At 42.5% G+C, this 25,475-nt stretch carries 21 protein-coding genes and 1 tRNA gene; 9 read left to right on the top strand and 13 right to left on the bottom strand.

Annotation, left to right across the window (positions count from 1 at the left end; genetic code table 11):
- Nucleotides 1-158 precede the first annotated feature (158 nt).
- Nucleotides 159-1,355 (top strand): FtsW/RodA/SpoVE family cell cycle protein, encoded by a 1,197-nt coding sequence (locus PN457_RS14190; protein ID WP_271734022.1) that lies wholly within the window; start codon nucleotides 159-161, stop codon nucleotides 1,353-1,355.
- A 5-nt stretch (nucleotides 1,356-1,360) separates the two neighbouring features.
- Here PN457_RS14190 and PN457_RS14185 read toward each other — a convergent pair whose 3' ends face one another.
- The 3 genes from PN457_RS14185 to patD all read right to left on the bottom strand — a co-directional run bounded on the left by PN457_RS14185 (nucleotide 1,361) and on the right by patD (nucleotide 4,199).
- Nucleotides 1,361-1,846: a GNAT family N-acetyltransferase gene (locus tag PN457_RS14185; protein ID WP_271734021.1), complete on the bottom strand. Its 486-nt coding sequence runs from the start codon at nucleotides 1,844-1,846 to the stop codon at nucleotides 1,361-1,363.
- Between the two features lie 197 nt (nucleotides 1,847-2,043).
- Nucleotides 2,044-3,696, bottom strand: coding sequence for a dipeptide ABC transporter ATP-binding protein (locus PN457_RS14180; RefSeq protein ID WP_271734019.1), 1,653 nt, complete (start codon nucleotides 3,694-3,696; stop codon nucleotides 2,044-2,046).
- A gap of 149 nt (nucleotides 3,697-3,845) precedes the next feature.
- Nucleotides 3,846-4,199 carry a heterocyst frequency control protein PatD gene (gene patD, locus PN457_RS14175; protein ID WP_271734017.1) on the bottom strand — a complete coding sequence of 118 codons (354 nt, stop codon included), beginning with the start codon at nucleotides 4,197-4,199 and terminating at the stop codon, nucleotides 3,846-3,848.
- Between the two features lie 272 nt (nucleotides 4,200-4,471).
- On the opposite strand from patD, the gene PN457_RS14170 reads away from it, so the two are divergent.
- Nucleotides 4,472-6,742 carry a RelA/SpoT family protein gene (locus PN457_RS14170; protein WP_271734016.1) on the top strand — a complete coding sequence of 757 codons (2,271 nt, stop codon included), beginning with the start codon at nucleotides 4,472-4,474 and terminating at the stop codon, nucleotides 6,740-6,742.
- Between the two features lie 35 nt (nucleotides 6,743-6,777).
- On the opposite strand, the gene PN457_RS14165 is transcribed toward PN457_RS14170, so the two are convergent.
- Complete coding sequence (locus PN457_RS14165) at nucleotides 6,778-7,824, bottom strand: hemolysin family protein (protein WP_271734015.1); 1,047 nt, start codon at nucleotides 7,822-7,824, stop codon at nucleotides 6,778-6,780.
- A 119-nt stretch (nucleotides 7,825-7,943) separates the two neighbouring features.
- Here PN457_RS14165 and PN457_RS14160 point away from each other — a divergent pair, with 119 nt between their 5' ends.
- Entirely contained in the window at nucleotides 7,944-8,660 is a 717-nt protein-coding gene (locus tag PN457_RS14160) for a class I SAM-dependent methyltransferase (RefSeq protein WP_271734014.1), read from the top strand.
- Between the two features lie 29 nt (nucleotides 8,661-8,689).
- Here PN457_RS14160 and PN457_RS14155 read toward each other — a convergent pair whose 3' ends face one another.
- Together PN457_RS14155 and murG are read right to left on the bottom strand one after the other, a co-directional pair.
- Nucleotides 8,690-9,616 carry a cobalamin-binding protein gene (locus PN457_RS14155; RefSeq protein WP_271734013.1) on the bottom strand — a complete coding sequence of 309 codons (927 nt, stop codon included), beginning with the start codon at nucleotides 9,614-9,616 and terminating at the stop codon, nucleotides 8,690-8,692.
- A gap of 103 nt (nucleotides 9,617-9,719) precedes the next feature.
- On the bottom strand, nucleotides 9,720-10,793 hold the full coding sequence (gene murG, locus PN457_RS14150; RefSeq protein WP_271734012.1) for an undecaprenyldiphospho-muramoylpentapeptide beta-N-acetylglucosaminyltransferase: 1,074 nt from the start codon (nucleotides 10,791-10,793) through the stop codon (nucleotides 9,720-9,722).
- Nucleotides 10,794-10,879: 86 nt separating this feature from the next.
- Between murG and PN457_RS14145 the strand changes: the two genes are divergently transcribed.
- Complete coding sequence (locus PN457_RS14145; protein WP_271734011.1) at nucleotides 10,880-11,794, top strand: nuclear transport factor 2 family protein; 915 nt, start codon at nucleotides 10,880-10,882, stop codon at nucleotides 11,792-11,794.
- 47 nt (nucleotides 11,795-11,841) lie between these two features.
- Here the strand turns inward: PN457_RS14145 and PN457_RS14140 are convergent, their stop codons facing one another.
- On the bottom strand, nucleotides 11,842-13,482 hold the full coding sequence (locus PN457_RS14140; protein WP_271734010.1) for an alpha/beta hydrolase: 1,641 nt from the start codon (nucleotides 13,480-13,482) through the stop codon (nucleotides 11,842-11,844).
- 559 nt (nucleotides 13,483-14,041) lie between these two features.
- On the opposite strand from PN457_RS14140, the gene PN457_RS14135 reads away from it, so the two are divergent.
- The 4 genes from PN457_RS14135 (at nucleotide 14,042) to PN457_RS14120 (ending at nucleotide 18,326) form a co-directional block, all read left to right on the top strand.
- A complete protein-coding gene (locus tag PN457_RS14135) occupies nucleotides 14,042-15,727 on the top strand; it encodes an NAD(P)H-quinone oxidoreductase subunit 4 (protein ID WP_271734008.1) in 1,686 nt (561 codons plus the stop codon).
- A 12-nt stretch (nucleotides 15,728-15,739) separates the two neighbouring features.
- A complete protein-coding gene (locus PN457_RS14130) occupies nucleotides 15,740-16,147 on the top strand; it encodes a QcrA and Rieske domain-containing protein (protein ID WP_271734007.1) in 408 nt (135 codons plus the stop codon).
- Between the two features lie 575 nt (nucleotides 16,148-16,722).
- Nucleotides 16,723-17,460 carry a hypothetical protein gene (locus PN457_RS14125; protein ID WP_417006610.1) on the top strand — a complete coding sequence of 246 codons (738 nt, stop codon included), beginning with the start codon at nucleotides 16,723-16,725 and terminating at the stop codon, nucleotides 17,458-17,460.
- 260 nt (nucleotides 17,461-17,720) lie between these two features.
- On the top strand, nucleotides 17,721-18,326 hold the full coding sequence (locus tag PN457_RS14120) for a hypothetical protein (RefSeq protein WP_271734005.1): 606 nt from the start codon (nucleotides 17,721-17,723) through the stop codon (nucleotides 18,324-18,326).
- Nucleotides 18,327-18,398: 72 nt separating this feature from the next.
- Here PN457_RS14120 and PN457_RS14115 read toward each other — a convergent pair whose 3' ends face one another.
- The 4 genes from PN457_RS14115 to pds form a co-directional block, all read right to left on the bottom strand.
- Entirely contained in the window at nucleotides 18,399-19,682 is a 1,284-nt protein-coding gene (locus PN457_RS14115; protein WP_271734004.1) for an ABC transporter substrate-binding protein, read from the bottom strand.
- 473 nt (nucleotides 19,683-20,155) lie between these two features.
- A tRNA-Ser gene (locus PN457_RS14110) sits at nucleotides 20,156-20,247 on the bottom strand.
- A gap of 170 nt (nucleotides 20,248-20,417) precedes the next feature.
- Entirely contained in the window at nucleotides 20,418-21,350 is a 933-nt protein-coding gene (gene crtB / locus PN457_RS14105; RefSeq protein WP_271734002.1) for a 15-cis-phytoene synthase CrtB, read from the bottom strand.
- On the bottom strand, nucleotides 21,334-22,773 hold the full coding sequence (gene pds / locus PN457_RS14100) for a 15-cis-phytoene desaturase (protein ID WP_271734001.1): 1,440 nt from the start codon (nucleotides 22,771-22,773) through the stop codon (nucleotides 21,334-21,336). Before pds ends, crtB begins: the two co-directional genes overlap by 17 nt.
- A gap of 254 nt (nucleotides 22,774-23,027) precedes the next feature.
- On the opposite strand from pds, the gene nagZ reads away from it, so the two are divergent.
- Nucleotides 23,028-24,122, top strand: coding sequence for a beta-N-acetylhexosaminidase (gene nagZ, locus PN457_RS14095; RefSeq protein ID WP_271734000.1), 1,095 nt, complete (start codon nucleotides 23,028-23,030; stop codon nucleotides 24,120-24,122).
- Between the two features lie 8 nt (nucleotides 24,123-24,130).
- Here nagZ and PN457_RS14090 read toward each other — a convergent pair whose 3' ends face one another.
- Nucleotides 24,131-24,490, bottom strand: coding sequence for a metal-sensitive transcriptional regulator (locus PN457_RS14090; RefSeq protein WP_271733999.1), 360 nt, complete (start codon nucleotides 24,488-24,490; stop codon nucleotides 24,131-24,133).
- A gap of 94 nt (nucleotides 24,491-24,584) precedes the next feature.
- Nucleotides 24,585-25,268, bottom strand: a complete 684-nt coding sequence (locus PN457_RS14085; RefSeq protein ID WP_271733998.1) for a DUF975 family protein — start codon at nucleotides 25,266-25,268, stop codon at nucleotides 24,585-24,587.
- Nucleotides 25,269-25,475: the final 207 nt, after the last annotated feature.

Genomic DNA, 25,475 nt, shown 5'->3' with positions numbered 1-25,475 from the left:
TAAATGGGGCGTACAACATATTAAGAAAAGCAGTCCTGAACGCTTTTGCAGACGGGATAGAGGGGTTAGGAGTAACTCCAATCAGGTTTACCCCTGGTAAAGTGACTTTGTAGATTTGTCTATAATTTCACAAACTCTAACTTTTAATTTACCTCATCGTGAATCTACGTTTCCTGATTCCCATTTTTGATAATTCTGTCTCCACCTGGGCCTTAGAAGCCAGGTTGCTGCGCTGGGTCACATTTATCTGGCTGTTTGTGGGATTAATCGTGCTGTTTTCAGCCTCCTATCCCGTAGCTGAAATGCGTCTGGGAGATGGACTGTACTATTTTAAGCGTCAATTAGCCTGGGTTTTCTTTGCCCTGATGGGATTTAACATCATTGTCAATCTTCCCATCCGCAGAATGTTGGGAAATTCTCATTGGTTTATAGCCCTGTTTCTGCTGTTAATCTTCGGGACATTAATACCAGGAGTCGGGAAAAAAGCCTTTGATGCAGCGCGGTGGATAGCCATCGGGCCCATTCCCCTACAACCATCAGAATTAATTAAACCCTTCTTAGTGCTGCAAAGTGCGCGACTGTTTGGACAGTGGGAAAAGTTGAGTTGGTCAATACGCTTAAGTTGGTTAGCTGTGTTTTGTCTAGTGCTTTTAGGTATCCTAGCCCAGCCTAACTTAAGTACAGCTGCACTTTGTGGTATGACTATTTGGCTCATTGCTTTAGCAGGGGGAGTCAGTTACAAGTATTTGGCCGGTACAGCAGTCGGTGGAGTACTATTAGCCCTGATAAGTATCAGCATCAAAGAGTACCAGCGCCGCCGTGTGATGTCATTCCTCAACCCTTGGGCTGATGCTACAGGTGATGGCTACCAACTAGTACAAAGTCTGCTAGCAATAGGTTCTGGTCAAACATCGGGGGTGGGGTTTGGACTCTCTCAGCAAAAGCTATTTTATTTACCTATTCAGGACACTGATTTTATTTTCTCGATCTTTGCTGAAGAATTTGGCTTTCTTGGCAGTATTTTACTGTTGCTTCTCTTAGGTTTATTCGCCACCCTAGGATTAATCGTAGCATTAAAGTCCAAGAATATCATCAACCGACTAGTAGCCATTGGCATTACAACTGTAATTGTCGGACAATCATTACTACATATTGGCGTAGCCACAGGTGCCTTACCCACCACAGGCTTACCCCTACCCATGTTTAGCTATGGTGGTAATTCTATCATTTCCAGCCTAGTAGGTGCTGCCTTGCTGATTCGGGTAGCCCGCGAAAGTAGTGAAGCGGATATACTACCACTACACAAACCCCAGTCTGATAAACCTCGCCAGCGCCGGATGTTGCAGAAAAGGTAAACTACTTAAATTCGTAGTCCCATAATTATTAAATCCCTTTCTATGCCGTCAAGTTCTGCAACTTGCGGCAAATATCCCCATTGTTTAAACCCGAATTTACCAAACAGGTTTAAACTCGGCTGATTATGGGCGAAAATAAAACCTAAAAGTGTTTTTATTCCTAAGTTCGGACTTTCCTTAACTGCTTGGTCTAGGAGTTTCCCCCCTAAGCCACATCTATGCACAGCAGGGTAAAGATAAATACTAATTTCGGCTGTGGAATCATAAGCTGGCCGCCCATAAAATGATTTAAAACTTAGCCATCCTACAACTATCCCTTCTACTTCTATCACCCAAATTGGTCTTTGTAAACATCGCCCTCGAAACCAAGTTAGGCGACTTTCCACAGAAACTGGTTCTAAATCAGCCGTTGCTGTGCGACTGGGAATTGCTGCATTATAAATTGCTACTATTGCGGGTAAATCATTGATATTCGCATGGCGGATGGTCATGGTTACTTTTAGAGGATGTTTGTCAAGTCATGATTAGTGTATCGAATATTATTTGACCCCTCCCTCACCTTTCCCTTATAAAGGGAAAGGTGACTGGATTTGATTGTTTTTTGTGTGTTGGGTGTGTTGGGTGTGTTCGGTGTGTTCCGGTGTTCCCTAAGATAAAAATTACCTGGTGAAAACTTATCAAACAACCTCTAAGAACGAGCTAACAAGGGAGCGGATGCTAGTAAGGTTTGAGTGTAGGGATGTTGAGGATTGGTAAATATTTCCTTTGTACTACCCATTTCTACAATTTTACCATTATGCATAACGGCAATGCGATCGCACAAAAACCGTGCCAACCACAAATCATGAGTAATAAACAAATAAGTTAATTCAAATTCTGCCTTTAATTCTAACATCAAATCCAGCACTTGGGACTGTACACTAGCATCTAACATACTCACAGGCTCATCACAGATTAATAGTTGGGGACGGGTAATTAGAGCGCGAGCAATGGCGACTCGTTGCTGTTGTCCCCCGGATAAATCCGAGGGATAACGTTGATAATAAACTTCTGCTGGTGTTAATCCCACCCTTTCCAGCATCCATAAAACTTCTGATTTTGCTTTTTGTGCATCAGCTAGCTGATGGATAAATAAGGGGTCAGCTATACTTTGTCCCACTGTCATTACAGGATTAAGACAAGCATGGGGGTCTTGAAAAATCATCTGCATTTGTCGCCGTGAAACCCGGATTTCCTGGGGCGATAAACTCATTAAATCCTGTCCCAAAAATTCCACTTTCCCCGCGGTGGGACGAATCAGCTGTAATATTGTCCTGGACAGTGTACTTTTGCCACAACCTGATTCCCCAACTAAACCGAAAATCTCCCCGGGATAGAGTTTTAAGTTAACCTCATCTACGGCTTTAATTGTTTCCCTTGGTTTATTCAATAATCTTTGGATAAAATTCGGTTCTATAGTGTAGTGCTGCTTTAGTTGTGTAATCTGCAAGATTGGTGATGGTGAAGCTTCCCCATTTCCTGGTACAGAGGGCATAGGTTTTACATCTATACTTTGAATATGTAAAGCTGCTTGTAATAGCGATCGCGTGTATTCATGTTGGGGTTGTCTCAATACAGTTTCTGTCGCCCCCATTTCTACCATCTTCCCTTGATACATCACACCCAGGCGATGGCAATACTCCCCCACCATAGCCAAATCGTGAGAAATTAGCAACAAGGCCATATTTTCTTCACTGCATAGACGGCTTAATTCTTGTAAGATTTGCGCCGAGACGGTGACATCTAAACTAGTGGTGGGTTCATCAGCGATAATCAACTTGGGATTGAGCAGTAAAGCCAAAGCAATGGCTACCCGTTGACGCATTCCGCCGCTAAACTCATGAGGGTACTGATACCAACGGATTGCAGGAATGTTCACTTTTTCTAAAGTGGCGATCGCTTGTGCTTTAGCTTCCCTAGGTGATAATTTTGGTAAATGGGCTTGTAGGGTTTCCATGCAATGGTCACCAATGGTCATCAATGGGTCAAGGCGTGTCATGGGATCTTGAAAAATCAAAGCCAAAGACTCACCCCGAAATTTACGCAACTCCTCACCCATTAAATCAAACACTGATTTACCCTGAAACCTTACCCGCCCCTGAATGTTACTATCAGGGGGTAACAACCCCATTGCAGCCCTTCCCAGAGTCGATTTACCACACCCCGACTCACCCACCAAACCCATTCTTTCCCCTGCTTGTAAGGTGAAAGATACATCATCAACCGCCCAATTTACTACCTCCTCATTACTTTGAGGATAAGCCACACGGAGATTTTCAATGGTCAATAAAGCTTCACTCATGTAATTTCTGTTAGGAAGATGTTTTTGACACTCACCGCTATACCTTTGACCTCTGAAATTCCTGTTTGGGGAAATAGTTACAAAAATAACTGTCAATTGTCCCACAAATATGAGATCATGTCAGGAGTAGAGCAAAAGGTAAAGAATTGTTATGTTTGCGCCTCTGGTGGTGGTTGCACAATAGCCTCACAGTATTGGATGAGAGTCTGCAAGCGATCGCGAATCAACTTGAGCCTCTCATTAGTCGTGGATGCTTGCCGTGCTCCTTGGAGGAACATGATATCAATTTCCAACAAGCGCAACTGCTTACTGATCTCAGTCTGATATGACTGTACCCGGTAACCCGCATCAGGTAAAGGTACAATCTCCAGGCGAAACACCTGCTGCAACAAAGCCACACCCTTTCGCAGTTCAGGTGGATTGACTGGGGTGACACAGGTATCAGAGCGTATTTGCTCGAGTAAAGTTGCGAGTCTGTGATATTTCTCAAGATTTAGAGACATTCAGTGCTAGTTAAGATAGTATTAGTTTCAATAAATTATCTTTTAAAATAAACTTTCTCAACTTCTGATGACAAACCGCAGTGCCTCAACTCCAGCTTTGAGGTTTTGCCATAATATAGATTTATCATTGCTGTATGGATAATTACCACAGGCAACTAGAAAATTATCCTCATTTTTCTTCTTAACTGTAGCAGATAGGATTTTCCACCCTTCCTGCTACCCATAATCTTCATCTCTCACTTATCTACTGATTACGTTTAATCCCTAATTGTATGAGCAGCACACTTGTAAATTCCACAACTACACTCGCCCTTCCGGAATGGCTTCACAAATGTTTACGAGAGTCATCAGCATATAGGGGTGATCCAGAAGAACAGCAAAAGTATAGTGATGAAGTTTTAATTGGTAAGGCCTTTGAATTTGCCTATCAACTGCATGAGGGTCAATACCGCAAATCGGGAGAACTATATATTAGTCACCCCGTAGCCGTAGCCGGATTACTGCGAGATTTAGGTGGCAGTGCTGCCATGATAGCAGCTGGATTTCTTCATGATGTAGTGGAGGATACAGATGTCACAAGTGAAGACATAGAAAAACACTTTGGAGCAGAAGTACGCCAATTAGTAGAAGGTGTCACCAAGCTTTCTAAAATAAATTTCAACAGCAAAACCGAAAGCCAAGCGGAAAACTTCCGGCGGATGTTTGTAGCTATGGCTAAGGATATTCGGGTAATTGTGGTGAAACTGGCAGACCGTTTGCATAATATGCGAACTTTACAATATATGTCAGAGTCTAGTCGTCTGCGCACCGCCCAGGAAACCAGAGATATTTTTGCCCCCTTAGCAAATCGCCTGGGGATGTGGCACATCAAGTGGGAACTTGAAGATTTGTCCTTTAAATACCTGGAACCGGAAGCCTTTCGGCAAATGCAGGATCATGTTTCCGAAAAACGGACGGCGCGGGAAGAAAAATTGGCTAAAGCTACAGAGATACTGCGGGAGCGTTTGCAGCAAGCGGGTATTAAATGTCAGGATATCAGTGGTCGTCCTAAGCACCTTTATAGCATTTATCAAAAAATGCAAAGGCAGCAAAAAGAATTTCATGAAATTTATGATTTGGCCGCCCTGCGGATTATTGTCCAGACTAATGAGGAATGTTACCGGGCTTTGGCAGTGGTTCATGATACTTTTCGCCCTATTCCCTCTCGATTTAAAGATTACATCGGCTTGCCCAAGCCTAACCATTACCAGTCGTTGCATACTGGAGTGATTGGGCTGACTGGCCGCCCTTTGGAAATCCAAATTCGCACTGTGGAAATGCATCATGTGGCTGAATATGGGATTGCTGCCCATTGGAAGTACAAGGAAACAGGTGGTTCTACTAGCCAACTCACCAGCGCTGATGAAAAGTTTACTTGGTTAAGACATCTGCTGGAATGGCAAAGTGATCTCAATGACGCTCAAGAATATCTTGATAGCGTCAAAGATAATTTATTTGGAGATGATGTCTATGTCTTCACCCCTAAGGGGGATGTTATACCTTTAAGTCCTGGTGCAACCTGTATAGATTTTGCTTATCATATTCATACCGAAGTCGGTAACCACTGTGCCGGAGCCAGGGTAAATGGCCGCATGGTACCTTTGTCAACTCCTTTGCAAAATGGCGCTATTGTAGAAATTATTACCCAGAAGAACAGCCATCCTAGTTTGGATTGGTTGAATTTTGCGAGAACTTCGGCAGCGAAGTATCGCATTAAACAATGGTACAAGCGATCGCGCCGCGATGAAAATCTGGATCGGGGACGGGAATTATTGGAAAAGGAACTAGGTAAAACAGGTTTTGATAACTTGCTCAAATCACAAGCCATGCAAACTGTGGCCGAAAAGTGTAATTATCACAGCGTCGAAGATTTACTAGCAGGTCTGGGTTACGGTGAAACTACCCTCAACTTAGTTCTCAATCGCTGGCGAGAAGTAGCTAAAGAACAACAACCTGCTAACGTTGTTTCTTTATTTCCCGGTAAAGAAATACCAACAACATCAAAAATTGTCCGCGATACCCCTCCCCTGAATACCCGTCCTTGTGATTCACCCATTATTGGCGTAGAGGGATTGGTATATCATCTAGCTGGTTGTTGTACTCCCCTTCCCGGTGAAGCAATTATTGGTGTGGTCACACGGGGTAGAGGAATTTCTATCCATCGTCAGGGGTGTAGTAATCTCGAAAGTGTGGAGTTTGAGCGCTTAGTACCCGTCAGTTGGAACTGTGCTGTTGAACATATCAGTCGTCCCCAGACTTACCCGGTAAATGTGCAAATCGAAGCTCTTGACCGTGTGGGGGTCCTCAAGGATATTTTATCCCGGTTGAGTGACCAGGGAATTAATGTGCGTCATGCACAGGTGAAAACTTCTATTGATCAACCCGCTTTGATTGATTTAGGAATAGATATACGCGATCGCTTGCAACTAGAGCAAGTGTTTACTCAAATTAAGAAAATGAGCGACATTTTAAACATCCGTCGCCTTGGTCAAATTGACGAATAGTATTTACTAGGCTGTGTTAGAGCAGATTATAAAACTTAGCTGGGATGACTAACATTAATAGACTGCAACATTTTTTCCCGCTTCTTGCGGGCAATTTCTTGTAAATCAACTGTTCTATCAGTCTCATCGACAATTTCACCGGTGATCACTTCTAGTACATCTTCCAATGTTACCACACCAGCCACATCTCCATATTCATCAACCACCACAGCCAGATGTTCCCGCGCTGCGATGAAATTCTTCATCAGTTTATCAGCTCGAATTATTTCGGGAACAAAGTGAACTTTTCTCGCTAAATTAGCAATTTTTTCCTGGTTATTACCTTCAACCATAGCTGTGAGTAAATTATGCTTTAAAGCAAATCCAATTACCTGGTCAATCGACTCATCAACTACAATAATACGGGTATGTTGAGAAGCAATAATGTCTTTTTTTGCGGCTTCAAGAGTGAGATTTCCGCGGATATAAGTTAACATAATCCTGGGTGTCATCAAGTCTGCTGCTGTGACATCATTTAATCTAAATACCCGTTGAATCATTTCTGCTTCATCGCTTTCAATAATCCCCTCTTGTTGACCAATATTCGCCAGCAACTTGATTTCGGCCTCATTTGTGGTTGGTCGCTTTTTGGTTTTAAAAAAGGGTGCAGTGACATTTTCGATAATCCAAACCAGAGGTGTGAACACTAAAGACAGTCCAGTTACAGGTAAAGCCGTCACCATAGCGATTTGTTCACAATAGCGCTCTCCAATTGTCTTGGGAATAATTTCTGCAAACATGATAATCAACAAAGTAAGTATTGCCGAAAATATTCCCAACCAAGTATCTCCCAAGACTTGACTAGCAATACTACCTGTAATAATACTGCCAACAATATTAAAAATATTGTTCATGATCACAATTGTGGCAATCGGTCGATTCATATTTTCCCGAATTGCCAACAGTGCAAGGGTGGCCGGATGATTGGACTGTGCTAATTGTCTGACTCTCAGGGGAGAAACAGAAAACAACGCTGTTTCCGTAGCAGAACAAAGCGCTGAACCGAAAATCACAACAAATACAATTATTATTAGCTGCAACATAAAAGCTAGGAGTTCTTACCCATTTTATCAAAATCCACAGCAAGATTCCCGCTCCAATCAAGAGCATCCTGTTTTAATGTATTTTGGGTCAATATAAATAATAATAGTTTGAGATTCTTATGTCACAAATATTTCCAGGAGAGGTATTCGCTAACACTGCCGATTTTGACAACGGTATTCGCCAACTCTTACCCCGCTATGATGAAATGTTGGAGGTAATTACCGAGTGTCTTCCAACTACAACTCGTCGGATTTTAGAACTAGGCTGCGGTACAGGGGAACTAACCCTGAAAATCTTCTACTGCTGTCCCAATGCGGAAATCACAGCCTTAGATTACTCACCACGCATGTTACAATTTGCTAGGGAGAAAATCACCAATGCTGGATATCAAGAACGGTGGACTGGCATACAAGCAGACTTTGGTGAATGGGCCAATCATCCCGAAAAGTTCGATATAAGTAGCGAATTTGATGCCTGTGTCTCATCTTTGGCAATTCATCATCTCCATGATCAGATGAAGCTGAAGTTATTTCAACGCATTGCTGCGAGTCTTCACCCAGGGGGTTATTTTGGCAATGCAGACCCAATATTACCAGAATCACCTGTACTGACAGAAGTTTATCAGGCCGCACGAGAAAAATGGGCAGCACAACAGGGAAATACTTTAACCGAGGTACGGGCTAGGCTTGGTAGTAGTACTCAGCAAGGATATTCTAGCCAAGACCAACTCGCTACTTTGGAGACACATTTGCAAATGCTCACTGAATCTGGATTTAAAACAGTAGCAGTACCTTGGAAATATTACGGTTTAGCTGTTTTTGGCGGCTGGACTTAACCCATATGAACCGCTTCCGGATGCTGCGTTTAGAGCGTATCCCAGGCGGTTCCTTTATAGCCATAATTAAAAATTTCTGGGTGTAAAATTTCTGCTAAAATCTCTAAAGAATCTGCAAGTCTTGGCCCGGGACGATTGAAAAAAGCATTGCCATCAGCAAGATAAACTCTACCACTCTGGGCGGCGTGAAGTTTTTCCCAGTCTGGACGTTGAATGAATAACTGGGCGGCTTGACGAGTCCGATTTAAATCAAAGCCACAGGGGATAAAAATGATGATGTCTGGATTGCTTTTTAACAGTGCTTCCCAGGATATAGAACTAGAAGGCTGACCTTTGACGCTAAATTGTGACTGACCTCCTGCTAAGTTCACCAATTCGGGAATCCAATTCGCAGCAATTATTAAAGGATCTGTCCACTCAATACAGGCTACTGTGGGTAACTCTGTTGAGGAAAGCCCCTGGAGTTTTCGCTGACAAATCGTGACACGAGCTTCTAAATTTTCCAAGACATGAACTGAGTCTACACCAAAGATATCACTTACTCGCTCAATATCTTGCCAAACATCCTCAAGAAGATGCGGTTTTAAGGAAATAATTTGAGGTGAGGTGTGGACAAGACTAGCAAAGGCTTTTTCCACATCTGCAAGGGTGACTCCACATAAATCACACTGGTCTTGAGTAATAATGTGGGTGGGTTGTAATTTCTCTAAAACATCGGTTTTGATTTCATATATACTTAGGGCGGATTGTAACAAGTCGTTGATATCATCATGAATCTTACGGCTTTGCTGATGGTAATTCCAGCGTGCTTGAGTACAAACCGGGCGATTTTTGATTTCCGGAGGGTAGTCGCATTCATGCGATCGCCCGACAATGTGATTAGTCAGGCCCAGTGCGTCCAAAATTTCCGTTCCACCAGGAATCAAAGAAACAATCCTCACACTACTATTGGCCATCGGGCTACCTCCAGAACAGCTACTATAATTTCAATTCTGGCAAACTTTAACTGTTGCGGTATCTTTCTTTAGGTGAACACCTGTGTTCATTCATAAAACAAAATCACATATGAAGTATTTCACGGACTAAAGAAGCTAACTTGTCAGCACTATCAGGAACTGCGACCGCTTTGGCATTTTCTGCCATTGTGGCTAATTCATGGGGCGATCGCAATAAATGTAAAACTTCAGTTTGTAATGTCTGTGTTGTTAACTCCGATTGCCGAAAACTTAAAGCCGCGCCAGCTTGGGTAAATACCTCTGCATTGTATGCTTGATGGTCTTCGGCAGCAAAGGGGTAAGGAATTAATATCGCTGGCGTTCCACATACTGCTAATTCTGTTAAACTGCCTGCACCAGCGCGACTAATGGCTAAATCGGCTCGTCTTAACAAAGCCGCCATGTTGTCGTAAAAGGGTAATGAGATATATTGCGAATGCTGGAGACTATCCGCCTGGGGATCTTGATTCCCTGTTAAATGTACCACATAAGCACCAGCATCAAACCAGGACGGAGCCGACTGGCGCACTAACTGATTCACCGCCACCGCCCCCTGACTGCCACCAAAGACTACAATTAAAGGCGCACCATCAGGAATAGGTAAATCTAGCAATTTATCTAGTCCTGGTTCCAGGAATTGAGAGCGCACGGGAGTACCCACATAAACATTTTTGCAGCGAGGTAAATACTGACTAGCGACCGCAAACCCTAAGGCCACCGCACTACACCAAGGTCCAAAAAACCGGCTGACTTTACCAGGTAAGGCATTAGATTCATGGAAAACTACAGGTAACCCCAGGGAACGCGCCGCAATGACGCTGGGAGCCGCTATATAACCCCCTGTGGTGAAAACACCTTGAAAATTCCCTTCTGTGAGGATGCGTCTGACCTTCAAAATCCCCGCCACCATACCGGCTATGATCCGGAGTGTAGACAATCCAAATCCTTGCTGAAACCCCTCAACTGCAATAGTATTCAATAGATACTGTGTGGGCACAAGTTGAGTTTCTAAACGATTGGAGACACCCAGCCATTCAATCTCATAATCTGGTAATTTCTCAGCCAGTGCGATCGCTGGAAACAAGTGTCCACCAGTCCCACTAGCAGCTATTAATAATTTTATCGGTGCGTTTGCCATGAACAATCTAAAGTTTAGCGCCTAGCATATCTAAAGATAAAACAATTTCCTGACCTTCTCTACTTAAATCAGCAAACTCTTACCAAATGACTAACATTACTGCCTTATTACTGAAACACCAACAGAAATTTCCTCATAGTATTTGGTTCTCTATATCACTAATACTATTGAATGTAACTAGTAATTGGCAACCGGCTCAAGCTAGGACAATACAACCATTACAACCTGTGTCTACTGTTGTCCAAGGCGGTGAGATGTCCTTAAAAGACAGGCTACGCCAATGGCAAACAGCCAACAGCTCATCTACCATCATTTCCAGCGGTACAGCCTCTGAATTGAGCAATCTGTTAGCACAAATGGATGCAGCAGCTACCCGTGGTAACATCAAAGAAGTCATGCAATTTTACAGTCCCAACTTCAGCAATACAGATGGTTTAAATTACCAATCCCTTGAAAAATCCTTGATTGCATTCTGGAAACGTTATCCAAATTTGCGATACAGTACAAAGTTGCAATCTTGGCAAGTTGAAGGCAATACCATCGTTGCCGAAACAGTAACTAATATAGTGGGTTCACCATCTACCAACAGCAGTAATTTCGCTCTCAATACCACCATTACATCTCGTCAACGGATTCAGGGCACAAAAATAGTCGAGCAAAAAATCTTATCAGAACGTAGCCTACTTACTTCTGGTGAGCAGCCTCCCCAAATTGATATCAATTTACCAGATCAAGTAAAAGTAGGACAGAAGTATTATTTCGATGCCATCGTCCAAGAACCACTCGGCGATGAGTTTCTACTGGGAACAGCAATAGAAGAACCAGTCCACTTTAGTAAATATCTCAATCCCACATCTGTAAATTTGGAAAGACTCAAATCTGGGGGACTTTTTAAAATCGGACAGGCCCCAGTTATTCCTGGTCATCGTTGGGTGTCAGCAGTGATTGTCAGATCTAATGGGACTACTATCGTCACTCAACGTCTGCAAGTGGTTAGATAGTTAATATTCATTGTACCAAAAGGCTTGTTTGTGTGTACACTCCGCCGCTAGCGGGGGAGTTTCAACTCTTCCATCACATCAGCCGGAATCTCAGTCACTAAACGAATGGGAAATCCTTGGGTAGATGCATATTGGGCGTACTCTGGGGTGAGGAAGATTTTATATTGCTCCCTTTGAGGAGTCATTTGTGCCGCAAATGCTAAAGTAATGACTTTCATATACCTATGAATCTCAGCAGCTTGGGCACCAACTACCTCAACACCCCCCTTCTCCTCCCTCTGTGCAGTAGAAATGGGATCTTTGATACTACCGTGAGTTGCTCCCACAATTCCAATTAGCCATTTTGGTGCTGGGATTTTGCTAAAACCAATGATTTGTTCGGTTAACGCTGGGGTTACTTGATCGGCTGATGATGCTAAAATTAGGGTGGGAACTTCCATATTTCCTAACCCAGTTTCACCAAACATGAGGGAAGTTGTGGGGTTAAGAGCGATCGCCTGTTTAATGCGGGGGTCTCGTAATATGTAGCGATCTTGTGGTAGAGTTTTGGCAACACACTGCAAACCCTCCCCGAAATTAACACTAGTATCTAGGAATTGAGCACAGCGTTCTCTTAAAGAATCTACTTGTAATTCTCCCCCTGCAATAGACATCGCTGTCCCACCCCCAAAAGAATGACCGATCACCATAGCGTTCTTGGTTGTTAACTTACCTTGTAGCTGGTGTTTGTCTTGTTGGTTCCACTGTGCCAACTGGTCTAAAATAAAACTGATATCTTTAGGGCGCTCCAAAAATTCCTGGGGTTTCATCAGCAATGCAAGACCCCCCTGCATTGGATCTATTCGGTAATCTTGATTACTACCAATATGTTCTAGCGCTGCTACTACATATCCATGAGATGCTAAATGTTCTGCTATGTAGCGCATATCTGTGCGATCAGAGGAATAACCGTGTGATAAAACGATCACAGGTTTAGTAGTTCCGGCTGCATCTGACCAATAAATGTCAACAGGAACAAGACGTTGGCGTTGTTGATCTTTTAATCTTGGTAAGTTGATCACCTGTACTTTCCCAGTTCCTGCTTCCCCAGGATCAAAGGGTAAATTCAATTCTGCAGGCTTTGCAGCCAGTCTGGGAGTAATGGCTTGTATAAACTCGTTGCTTTGTTGATAGGACAGGTTAAAGTTACTAAAAACCCCAGGTACTTCCGCCACATTAATCACAAGGTTTTGACTGGGGTAATTTTGGATAAAGCTAATAACAGAAAGTCCTTCTGAAGTTTTAGAACCATGTACCAGCGCAGTTCTCAGGGCTTGCATTCCCGCCTCATCTTTGCGGAATGTGAGTTTAGAGAAGTCTTGGAGGATACTACTACCAACCGGAGTATATAATAATCTACTTAAATTTACAAAATTTACGGTAACTTTCTTACGTAGTACTTCTAAAAATTTTTGCCGATCTTCAGGGGGAAATTTATTCGTATAAACTTGATATTGCTGAGGTACTATTCCTGTTGCGGCAATTGTTTGCAAGTCTTCAACTGATATTGATTCTTCTAGAATACCATAACGCAAAATAACATTCTGTGCAGGATTTGCCGGTTTAATTCTCAGTAAGAAATATGTGTTAATAATGGTGATTAATAAAAAAATATTTATTGTAATCTTTGATAGTAGTGTATATCGCATAATTTGACACCGAACGACATTTTTATTTATGAGTGAGAAAATTTTGAACCGGTTAAAGCTTTTTTGAAAAGTTTATCATAAATATTCAGATAATTACCGGCTGAAATTTCAGCTAATTCCATACCTAATGCACCCTAGAGGCTCAAGTCAAAGTCACCCAGAAGCGATCGACTATTCAGCATTTAAGCTTTTGAGAATTTTCTTAGCTAACAATTTTTATAGAACTCTACTATATTTAAAAGGATGATTCCTTGCCAGATCAGCGATAGCGCAAGCGCTGCTGCTAAAGCAGAACGCCTATTTCACATTACCATGATTTCACTTTCAACACTATCGATTAGTATCAAGTGATGACACACTTATCTTAGTGTAAATACTTAGTGAATGACTATTTCCAGGGAATCTTTGCATAAACCATCCTATGGTTTGGGGGTTAGTCCTGCCTGTGAGTAAGGATAGTAATTTTATTATGCCACCCATAGTTATTAAGATATTATTAAAAAGTTTAATAATATGAGATGATAATTAAACTAAGTAAGTATTATTCATTAGATATCCGATGACAGATGAATTTCCCTGGCTGAGTGTGATTGTCTTGTTACCATTCATTGCTGCTCTGGTGATCCCTGTTCTTTCCGATAAAGACGGCAAGTGGATACGATGGTATGCGCTAGGAGTGGGAGTTACCGATTTAATCTTGATGTGCTACGCCTTTTGGCGGCATTATGATGCCAGCAGTGCTGTATTTCAACTAGAAGAAAATTATGCCTGGATGCCTCAGTTAGGCCTAAGTTGGGCGGTTGCTGTGGATGGTTTATCAGTTCCCTTTGTACTTCTAGCCGGACTGGTAACAACACTGTCAATTTTTTCGGCTTGGCAAGTTGACCGCAGGCCTCGTCTTTTCTATTTCCTAATGCTAGTGCTCTACTCAGCCCAGATTGGGGTATTTGTCGCCAAAGACCTGCTGCTGTTTTTCATTATGTGGGAAGTGGAGCTAATTCCCGTATACCTGCTGATTTCCATTTGGGGTGGACAAAAGCGTCGCTACGCTGCTACAAAATTCTTGATATATACGGCGGCAGCTTCTATATTTATTTTAGTAGCAGCATTGGCAATGGCGCTCTACGGTGGGGGTAATATCACTTTTGACTTAGCACGGTTGGGATTGAAAGATTACCCACTAAATTTAGAACTTTTACTATATGCAGGATTGTTAATTGCCTTTGGTGTCAAGTTGGCTGTGTTCCCCATGCATACTTGGTTACCTGATGCTCATGGAGAAGCTTCATCTCCAGTATCAATGATTCTGGCAGGTGTGCTGCTGAAGATGGGAGGATACGGACTAATTCGCCTGAATATGGGAATTTTGGCTGATGCACATATTTACTTTGCACCAGTTCTGGCAATTCTGGGGGTTGTTAACATTATCTATGGTGCGTTGAATTCCTTCGCCCAATCTAATATGAAGCGGCGGCTGGCCTATTCGTCCATTTCTCACATGGGATTCGTACTCCTAGGTATTGCGTCCTTCACTGATTTGGGTATTAACGGCGCCATGTTGCAAATGATTTCCCACGGTTTAATTGCGTCCGTGCTGTTTTTCCTGGCAGGTGTCACCTACGATCGCACTCGTACAATGATTATGGATGATATGGGCGGTATTGGTCAGGTAATGCCAAAAGTATTTGCATTATTTACCATCAGTGCCATGGCCTCCCTAGCTCTCCCAGGTATGAGCGGCTTTGTGGGGGAACTTGCTGTCTTCGTTGGTATAACTAGCAGTGATGTCTACAGTTCCGCCTTCTGTATTGTCACGGTTTTCCTGGCTGCCATAGGAGTTATCCTCACACCAATTTATCTACTTAATTTGCTGCGTAAGGTGTTTTATGGTACTAGTGCTGCAGTCTCCTGTGACGTTAATAATGCAGCCTTGGAGAATCAGGAGGACGAGGGAACAGCTTGTTTTGGTACTGACTGTCTGCTGCCAACTCAAACGATCTATAGTGATGCTAGACCCCGTGAAGTATTTATTGCTGCCTGTTTTCTGTTGCTGATTATCGGTATCGGGTTTTACCCCAAGTTGGCTATGCAGATGTATGACGTGAAGACCGTGGCTGTGAATGCTCAGGTGCGCCAATCTTTGATGACTATCTCCCAAACAAATCCCCACATCTATGCTCAGGGATTGTCAGTTCCTACTATTCCCCCATCTGAAATAAAACCCGTTTTGGGAGTTGTTAAGTAACTTTATTAACTTATGAAACGTCGCGATTTTATCAATTGGGTAGGTTTAAGTACAATCGCTAGTAGTTTACCTGTAGCTATAGCTGCTTGTGCTTCTAAAAAAGTATCTAGAGATTGGCAAACTGTGGGTACTGTGACGGATTTGGATAAAGATGGCCAATTGCTAGTTCAAAAATCCCCTACTTTCAATGTTTTAGTAGTTGGTACATCGGTCAGTGAAAATCTCATCGCTGTTGACCCTACCTGTACTCACTCAGGTTGCACAGTAACATGGGACGGGAAAGGTAATAAGTTTGCCTGTCGTTGTCATGGTGCAGAATATAACACTAATGGTCAAGTGCGAAGGGGACCGGCTAGAGAACCACTCAAAACTTACTCAGCTAAGATTGAGAATAATTCAGTATTAGTGAAGCAAAATTAATAATTTCATATCAAACATCCTCTGAGAGAATGGTGGATGCTCTCAAAAACAAGGCTGGAAGACCCATTCAAAAAAACGCTCAATTTTTGCCAAAAATTGAGCGTTTTATAGTTAAATTTCGTCAGGTGATCGGAATACCTATTTATTTAGTATTAATCAACACTACTTTAATTCCTCCTAAAGATAGATAAATACTACGCCCATGTTTTCATACTTCCTGAAAGTTTTGCTAGGCAATGGATGGAACAATAGTATCAATTTTAATTGCCATCTTATAAATTTCATCCTCAGTTGTAGTAATTAAGCCCCATGATTACAAAAACCTTCTGATAGTATTTATTTTTGACACCCTAGTTTTGCTTTGTTACGTCAAATATGGGACTTCTGTGTATTTTGTAATTATTGATACTACTATTCTTATGACTTCATCTCTACTACCTAGTAGACAGTATGTTGATCAAGACTTCTGTCTACTTAAGGATGTAATGGTGATTTTATGATGTTACAGTTTAAATATCGCCAAATTTGGTGGAATCATCGTACACAATGTCCATAGCGGCAATATTTTGTCAGGAGTGAATGTGAATATTATTTCCCTTGTCTACTACAAGCTAGACAAATGCAAAAGTTTGTTTTACCTACCCAGCGTAGCTGCTCTGACAATGTTAAGTAGTGGTGTGTCTGCTATTGCTGAAACAGTAGATACTCAACTGTTACATGAGGCTTCTGTGAATGCAATATCTATGGCTACGCCATGCAAGGTAGAAGTTGCTAATGAAACATTCACACCTGTACAGGGGACGGTGGAAACCTCATCAGCATCCCTGATTTCTCAATCAAAACTTACTTCTCATCATCAGATAGCACAAGCAAATATAGATTTTGGTAGACCTAGCCGTGCCGGTAAAAACTATGTCGGTATTGCTGGTAACCTTGGTTTAGAAGGTAGCAACTCATCTTTAGGTGATGCCAATGTTGCCGTTGTGGGTAAAGTGGGATTGACAAATACCATATCTGTAAGACCATCTGCTCTATTTGGCAACAACACCACTATCTTGCTTCCCGTTACCTATGACTTCAGCTTACAGCAGCCAAGTCCCTTTGAGGAGCCCTTAGCGATCGCACCTTATGTTGGAGTAGGTGCAGCTCTTAAAACTGGTGATAATTCTAAGACTGCTTTATTAGTATCTGTTGGTCTTGATTTTCCTCTCAATAGTCGATTTACCGCCACCGCTTCCGCTAATGCCGGATTTTTTGACCAAACTGATATCGGTTTGTTATTAGGAGTTGGTTACAATTTCAGCGGTTTTTAACTGAATCATCTCAAACATAAAAGGCAAAAGTGATTCTCACTCTTGCCTTTTACCTAATATAGCATTTCCCATGCTCGTGAGGTACAATTTTTTTTAGTTTGAGGGAACAGGGAACAGGAAATAGGTGTGTACTTCATGAGCCTGAAAAAGGCTTTAATGCAACTTTGTATTTAGGGATGTAATCTTGATTTTTGCAGTAATTATTCCAGTTTGCATAACAACAAATAATTCTTTCAGCTAAAAATAACCCTTATATATATATGAATAAACAGCGGCAATCATCAAATCAGACTAAAAATGTTATAAAGGAAAATGAAAAAGAAGAAGAACTCATGCATGATGTTCTTGTGTTGCTGGAAAACTTGATTTCTAGGGAAGAGACTACAGTCAAGTTAATCATGGATTCTCTCTATGATGTAGGCTCAATTAACCTGATTAACCATAAGTTTCATTGTCGGACTCTCAATAGACTTCTCAAACTCATTTCCAGAACATCCAAGCCAGTATTTAGAATTTTTGCTTGGCGGTGGTTTCAAAATAATGGTCCTCAATTAATTACTAACTGGATACAAAACAAGATTGCTTTCAAAAGCACCCAAACAGCAAAAATACCGACAACACAAGTTGTGCTGGCAAATCCCGACACAAATGTTAATCCTCTAACAAAACCTCAGTATCAACTTCAGGAAGTAAAACATCTTCTTTCCCAAGTGACATTACTAACTGGTATTTTGGCTGGGTTCGTGACTGTGTTTGGTTGTAGCTTTGTTTGGTTAAGTTATTCTCTAGAGCGATCGCATATGCAAAGAATTGTAGAATTACAAAATCAGGTGAAAACTCTGGAGGCTAGCGTCAAAGAACATTAGCTGAATCTGGAAGTAGCCCGGTAATGATTGTGGCGGGCTACCCCCATGTCCTTGCTGTTTCCGTGGGAGAGACTATTGAGGATTAGGACTAACTTTATCGATCACATTAATTTTACCATCTGCTTCTACAGTCCAAACATCGTAGACACCCACAACATCGCCATTGGCATCAATATCCACATTACCACTTGCCCCTTGGTAGTTAATGTCTTGACCCTCTCGAAGCAACTTCAGCCCCTCGCATACATTAGTAACTTCTATACCAGGTGCATTAGCAACATCACGTATCTTCTGAGCAATACCAACCCCTGTATTTTCCTGGGCGGCTTGGGCGGACAGTACCAACAAAGCCGCAGCATCCCAGGCTTGGGGAGCATATTCCCCCGGTGAACCGCCTTTTTTTTCTTGCCACAGTTGATTAAAAGCTGCTAGGGCTTGGCCATCAGAACCGGGTACTGTACCCAGGGCTCCCGCCAAGAGATATTTCCCATCTCCACCTTTACCTACTTGGTTTGGGAAAGTAGGTGATTTTACTCCATCAGTTAGTAAAATCTGCACCCCATCAGTTAACCCTTGTTGATAAGCAGTTTTGAGGAGGAGACTACCTGTTTCAGCGTAGAGAACCGCTACGACTGCATCCGGTTTACCAGCGAAAGCCGCTGCGGCTTCAGTATCAAAAGTTTGGGCTTTGGGATCGTAGCGGACAGGATTATTTTTATTAACTACAGTTCCGCCCAATTTCTCAAAAGCCTCTACAAATGCTTTTTCAAACCCCACGCCATAGTCGTTATTAATCACAACTGTAGAAACTCGCCGAAAACCTTTTTGATTAGCTAGTTCAGCTAATGCTAATGCTTGGTAGGTATCAGGAGGAGCTGTACGCGACCAAAAGCCTTTAAATTCACCTTTTTGGGCTTTTTCTGTAAAAACTGGACTGGTACTACCAGGAGAAACCAGCATCACTTGATTCGGCACAGCAACTGAGACAGCAGCAGTAGAAACGCTACTAGCAAAGGAACCAACTACCCCAGCTACCCGGTCTAAAGTTGCCAATTTGGTCATACCCGCCGCACCAGCTCTGGGGTCAGTCTGGTCGTCCACTTCTATGAGGGTAACTGGTTGTCCATTCACTCCCTCGCAAGCGTTAACGGTCTCTACGAGCAAGGGAATGGAGCCTATCATTTGCTGTCCAACCGATGCTAGGTCACCAGTGCTTGGTAGTAAAGTACCAATTTTTAGCCCGGAACTACTCTCCCCTGTGGTATTAGTGTTATTCGCATTTTCGCAAGCTCCTAAAAGGAACCCTGTTGTTAGGGTAGCTATACTCAAGCCTAAGGCAGTATGAATTTTTAGCACAGTTTACTTTTTACCCTGAGATATTTATGAGACTGAAAGTAAGATTCAACCTAGCTTCTTCTTATACTAGGCAAATCTTCACACTCCCCTATGTAAACAGAGGGGGATTATTGGTTCAATTACTCGGATAAATAATAGCATCTACCCACGGGAATAAAACTTTTCACCAAAATATCAATATTTCTTGATGTATAAGATAGGTAACTTTCATCCCTAGACCTAACATTAATAAAAAAGTAACCACTTTGTTCTCAAGGGTTATCGGCATTCTCGTTATAAATCTAGCATTTCCCATGCTCGTGAGGTACAAAGTTGTTTAGTTTCAGGGAACAGCGAACAGCGAACAGCGAACAGCGAACAGCGAACAGGGAATAGGGAATAGGGAATAGGCAATTGATGTGTACTTCATTAGCCTGAAAAAGGCTTTAAGTTAAGAAGGCAAGTTACTTTTTAACCTAGGCGGATCGCTAAAACGGAGAGAGAGGGATTCGAACCCTCGGTACGGAGTTACCTGCCGTACAACAGATTAGCAATCTGTCGCTTTCGACCACTCAGCCATCTCTCCAGATGGGCTACAGATTTTAAATATAGCAGAGTATTTTTAGTTAGTCAACTATCATTTATAAAATTGTTTGAAGTATCAGACGCAAATATAGAATCTCCTGACTTATAGTCAGGAGACTGGCAGGTGTTGCAAAACTTACGGGTTACGAATTATTCTGAATACGGAGTTAACTAAAGAACCTGCGATCGCATCCACGCCCGTGGTAAAGAAAGTAATTTTTGCCACTGAGGTACATAGGCACGTTTGGTAAACGCGTTGTAATCGTTACGTTCAATGATGGTTAAAATTCGACTGTAATGCATGAGAGCCGCCCATACAGGCCAACGAGCATCAGGGGATAGATAACTAATACCTCTTTCAGCTTTAGTATAAAATTCTCTAGCTCTGTTAATTTCAAACCGCATTAGGGAGCGCCAGCGGTCATCAACTACACCTTTAAATAAATCGTCCTCAGTGTAATTGAATCGTGCCAAATCCTCTAGAGGAATATAAATTCTCCCCCGTCGCGCATCCTCCCCTACATCTCTGAGGATGTTGGTGAGTTGCTTGGCTATTCCCAAGGCGATTTCTTCAGCAGTGGGCAGATAAGGCTGTTGTTTACAGTTCCACGGCGCTGAATTTCTGGTTTCATCCAGTCCCATAATCGAGGTTGACATTAAACCAACAGTACCGGCGACGCGATAACAGTAGAGGTATAAATCCTCAAAGGTTTCATAGCGACTGCGATACAAATCCATCTGCTGACCAGCAATCATATCCCGGAAGGGCTGAATGTCGATGGGAAAGCGTCGAACAGTATCAGCCAAAGCTACATCATAATCTTCCACTGGTTCCCCAGCGAAAATTGACTCTAGCTGCTGCTCCCATAAATCTAGGGTTTCTGGCGTAGTCATGGCACATCCAGGCCCATCTACCAATTCATCTGTGCGGCGACACCATGCGTAAATCGCCCAAATAGCAGGACGTTTTTCTTCGCTCAGGAGCAAAGTGCTTAGGTAAAAAGTCGCGGAATACTTGGCTATAAGTTGCCGACAAAGTTTGTAGGACTCGTCTACAGAGACCAGCGTTTTCATGCGCGGTGGGGAATCAGGCAGTTGCAGCATTCGTTGCGGGCGGTCGGGTTGGCGTTTGCAGGTCTGAGGAATTTTCTACCGGGGGGGCTTCCGAGATTGCTTGCGCTGTCAGCTTACCAGAAAGTACAGCACCTTCCATACTAGCTAAGTAGCGCTGCATGGTGTAATCCCCAGTGAGATAAAAGTTGTTGATGGGGGTTTGTTGTGAGGGGCGGTACTGTTGGCGACCTGGTGTCGCTTTGTAAACTGAGCGCGGTGTTTTGACCACATGATACTTTAATAATTTAGCGTTATTTTCTTGCCCAAAATGGTCAGGGAAGAGTTTCTCTAACTCAGCAAGAGTGGCGGTAACAATTTCCTCATCTGATTTAGTGATCCAATCTTTTGCCGGAGCTAAAACTAATTCCAACATTGAGCGATCTGGATTAGCATATTCACGACAGGCATTGCTCATATCAGCATAAACGCTCAGGAGCGGCGATCGCGAGAATAATAAGTGATCAATCTCTGTCAGTTTACGATCAAACCACAAATGGACATTAATTACAGGTACCCCTTCTAAACCTTCTAGCTTTTGGAAAAACTCCATTTCCTGCCAAGGTTTTGGTAGCATTACCTTTAACGGGTCAACGGGCATAGCTGACACATACAAGTCAGCTGTAAATATTTCATCCTCAGCCCCATTTAACCCTCTGAGTAAGAATCCCTTAACTGTACCGTCAGGGTTGAGCAAAATTTCCTTGAGGGGAGCATTTAGCCGCACTTCCCCACCCCGCTGAGTGATGTAATCTACTATCGGCTGACACAATCTTTCGGTGGGTGAACCGTCTAAAAATGCCATTTTAGAGCCGTTCTTTTCCTGAAGGAAGCGATTCAGCGCTGTGAGGAGGATCGTAGCAGAGATTTCATCAGGTCCAATGAAGTTTAATGACTTGCACATGGCAATGAAAACTTCTGTATTCACCCGTTCGGGAATCTTCTGTTTACGTAGCCACTCTGTCCAAGAATATTTATCCATCTCCTCAACATATTTTTGCCCCTGAACCATTGCTGGAATCAGTCCTAGACCAAATTTAATTTTTTCTGGCCATGTGAGCATATCGTTGTTTCTGAGAATCGCCACCACACCATTTAAGGGCGCTGGCAAATCTGGGAAGTCAAAGCGGCTGTATGTTCCTGGTGCTTCGGGCTGATTGAAGATCATTGTGTGTTCTTTCCACTGCAATCGATCTTCAATATCCAGTTCTTTAAATAGCTGCAACATATTGGGATATGCGCCAAAAAAGATGTGCAAACCCGTTTCGTACCAGTCTCCATCAGCGTCTTTCCACGCGGCCACTTTACCACCCAATACATCCCGGCGCTCCAAGATAATGGGAGTGTGACCTGCGTCTGTGAGATATTTCGCGCAGGATAGCCCTGCTAGACCAGCACCCGCGATCGCGACTCGCATTTAAACTTACTGCCTTTTAATATTTCTTTATGGTTTTGTCGTTCTCATTATAAGTTGCAATCCGTTACATTTGGCAGCAGTTGTACGATCTGTTCTCAAAAAACTTCTCTCAGGAATGCTCTTACTCACATCCAAAGGTGCTAACACCATCACAATTGAATGTTTTCCTGATTTCCACCATCTAACTGAGTTTATGTAATTTTCCCGAAGATAAATTAAAATATTTAGTATATTTTATAGTTCTTTTTTTTCCTATGCTCACATCTCAAAAGCTACAAACCTTTGGTAATCATTTAATAGTTGGTATTTCTGGGACGACATTAAGTGATGATGATAAACGTATACTGAGTGACTTGAAACCAGTTGGGGTGATTTTTTTTGCTAAAAACTTTGAGGATGGTAACCCTTACGAAGTATGGCTAGAAACTTTCGGGCAACTTAACCACCAAATCCGAGAATATGCTCAACGTGACTCTATGTTTATGACATTAGACCACGAAGGAGGAAGGGTGGTGAGGACACCATTACCAATTACCAGATTTCCTTATGCCTTACTGTGTCGATCACACGCCTACAAAGTAGCAATAGCCACAGCATTAGAACTTAAATCACTGGGGATAAACTTATCCTGGTCTCCCGTAGCAGATATTTTTTCTCATCCTCAAAACCCCATTATCGGACCTCGTGCCTTTGGTCACACCCCAGAAACCACAGCTAAAGCTGTATGTGAATACTACAGAGGACTTAAGGAAGGGGGAATATTAGGATGTGGGAAACACTTTCCTGGACATGGAGACACTAGTAAAGATTCTCACATTGAATTACCCATACTCAATCTGACCCTAGAAGACCTGCACAAACGGGAGCTAATACCATTTAAAGCCCTGATTGCCGAGCAAATTCCCCTAATCATGACAGCTCATATCTTATTCCCCCACATAGACCCCAAATTACCAGCCACACTTTCCCCAGCTATCCTCAAAAGCATACTCCGGGACGAATTGGGCTTTGAGGGTGTAGTTGTATCCGACGACCTGGATATGAAAGCTGTTTCCGATATGTTTACCCACAGTGGTACAGTAGCCCAAGCCTTTAATGCTGGCTGTGATTTATTTATTGTCTCCCGTAATCTTAATTCCTTATCCATAGAACGTACCTATGAGATGGCTGAAGATTTTGCCGATTCGTTAAATCAAGGTAGTCTAGATCAATCAACAGTAGCTGCAGCCAGAAATAGAATCGAGAAACTACTAGCGGTGACTCCTCAATATACCATTCAGACTTTGGCTCAAAATACCCTACAGGAACACGCCCAACTAGCGATCGCCTGTTGTTACCAGGAGAGATAAAATTAGTACTAAGGCAAAAACCGATCCAAAGCAGCTTTTAACTGTTGAATTTCCACCTCCATATTCCCCTCTTGAGCCGCTCTAGCAATACACTCAGTTAAATGTTCATCCAAAACAATTCTCGCCACCTTATCCAAAGCGCCCCGCACCGCCGCAATTTGTAATAAAACATCAGGACAAGGGGTATCTTGCTGCACCATTGTTTTAATACCGCGAACATGTCCCTCTATCCGTGACAACCGATTGACAATTTTCCGCAGTGACTCTTGACTATGAACGTGAGCATGAGCCGACTGTCCATGGTTATGCTCTATTGGGGGATGGGATATAGATAAAGATTCTGTTGCTAACCGGTTGGGTTTATTCATGAGCCTTCTAAGTACTGTTAATAGTTAAATCCTAGCCTAGAGGATCGCAAATCAAGGGAAAACTCTTTCCCAGGAGTTAACCCCAGTCAAACAGTTAAATTTCGTGGTCTCGTAGTTTTAAACCTAAACCCTCCCGGCGACTGCGCAGGTCGTAGTAAATGACAGATGTGAGAGTTTGATAAAAGGGTAAAATCATAGCACTAATACTAAAAATGATGGCTAGTAGCAAAAATACAAAATAAAGTAAAGCATATAGACCATATTCATCTAGTATGAACGGTGAGAAAACTAATTGTAAAAAACTAGTCATAACTTGCAGCATAATCTGAGCCGGGATGGTAATTATTAAAGAACCCACAAAGTAAATCAACAACAACCGCCAGCCGTAACCCTGAGTTAATTGCCAACTGCGACTAATGGCTGACACCCCGTCAACATTTTCTTCAATAGCCAAGACCGCATCTACTAAGTATAACCTGATTATGATCCATAAACAGGCTAAGATTACCACAATCAGAGTCGCCAAGGTAATCAGACCCAACAGAAGAACAGCAGCAGAATTTTCGTCTGGAAATATCAAGCCCCAGAAAACCCCTAAGATGCCAAATATAATCACTATACCTAGGCCAAGTCCCACACCCACAAGAAATAATAACAGCACCGCCACCAAAAACTCCCACAACCGAGAATTAACAAAGCGTTGACCAGATGGGATACTTTCTGGCTGATTTACCAATTCACCGAAAGCCAAGCGGGAAATCAGAGATATCAGAGCCATAAACTTAGCCCAACCATAGACGGGAACTAGGACCCACAGGTAAGCCTTGAGTGCTAGGAAAAAATAGTCTACAATAATTTAATGAATTTATAGTCATTTATGTACATTTGTAGTATAATATAATTATGAATGTACGATCATTAAATGAATGAAACTATCTGATTATGCAAAAAAGGTAGGGATAAGTTATAGAACTGCGTGGCGTTG

The sequence above is a fragment of the Anabaenopsis arnoldii genome (assembly GCF_028331025.1).
In the GTDB taxonomy this organism is placed as follows: domain Bacteria; phylum Cyanobacteriota; class Cyanobacteriia; order Cyanobacteriales; family Nostocaceae; genus Anabaenopsis; species Anabaenopsis arnoldii.
The sequence above is the reverse complement of the archived record's forward strand: the minus strand, read 5'-3'. Positions and strand labels throughout refer to the sequence as shown.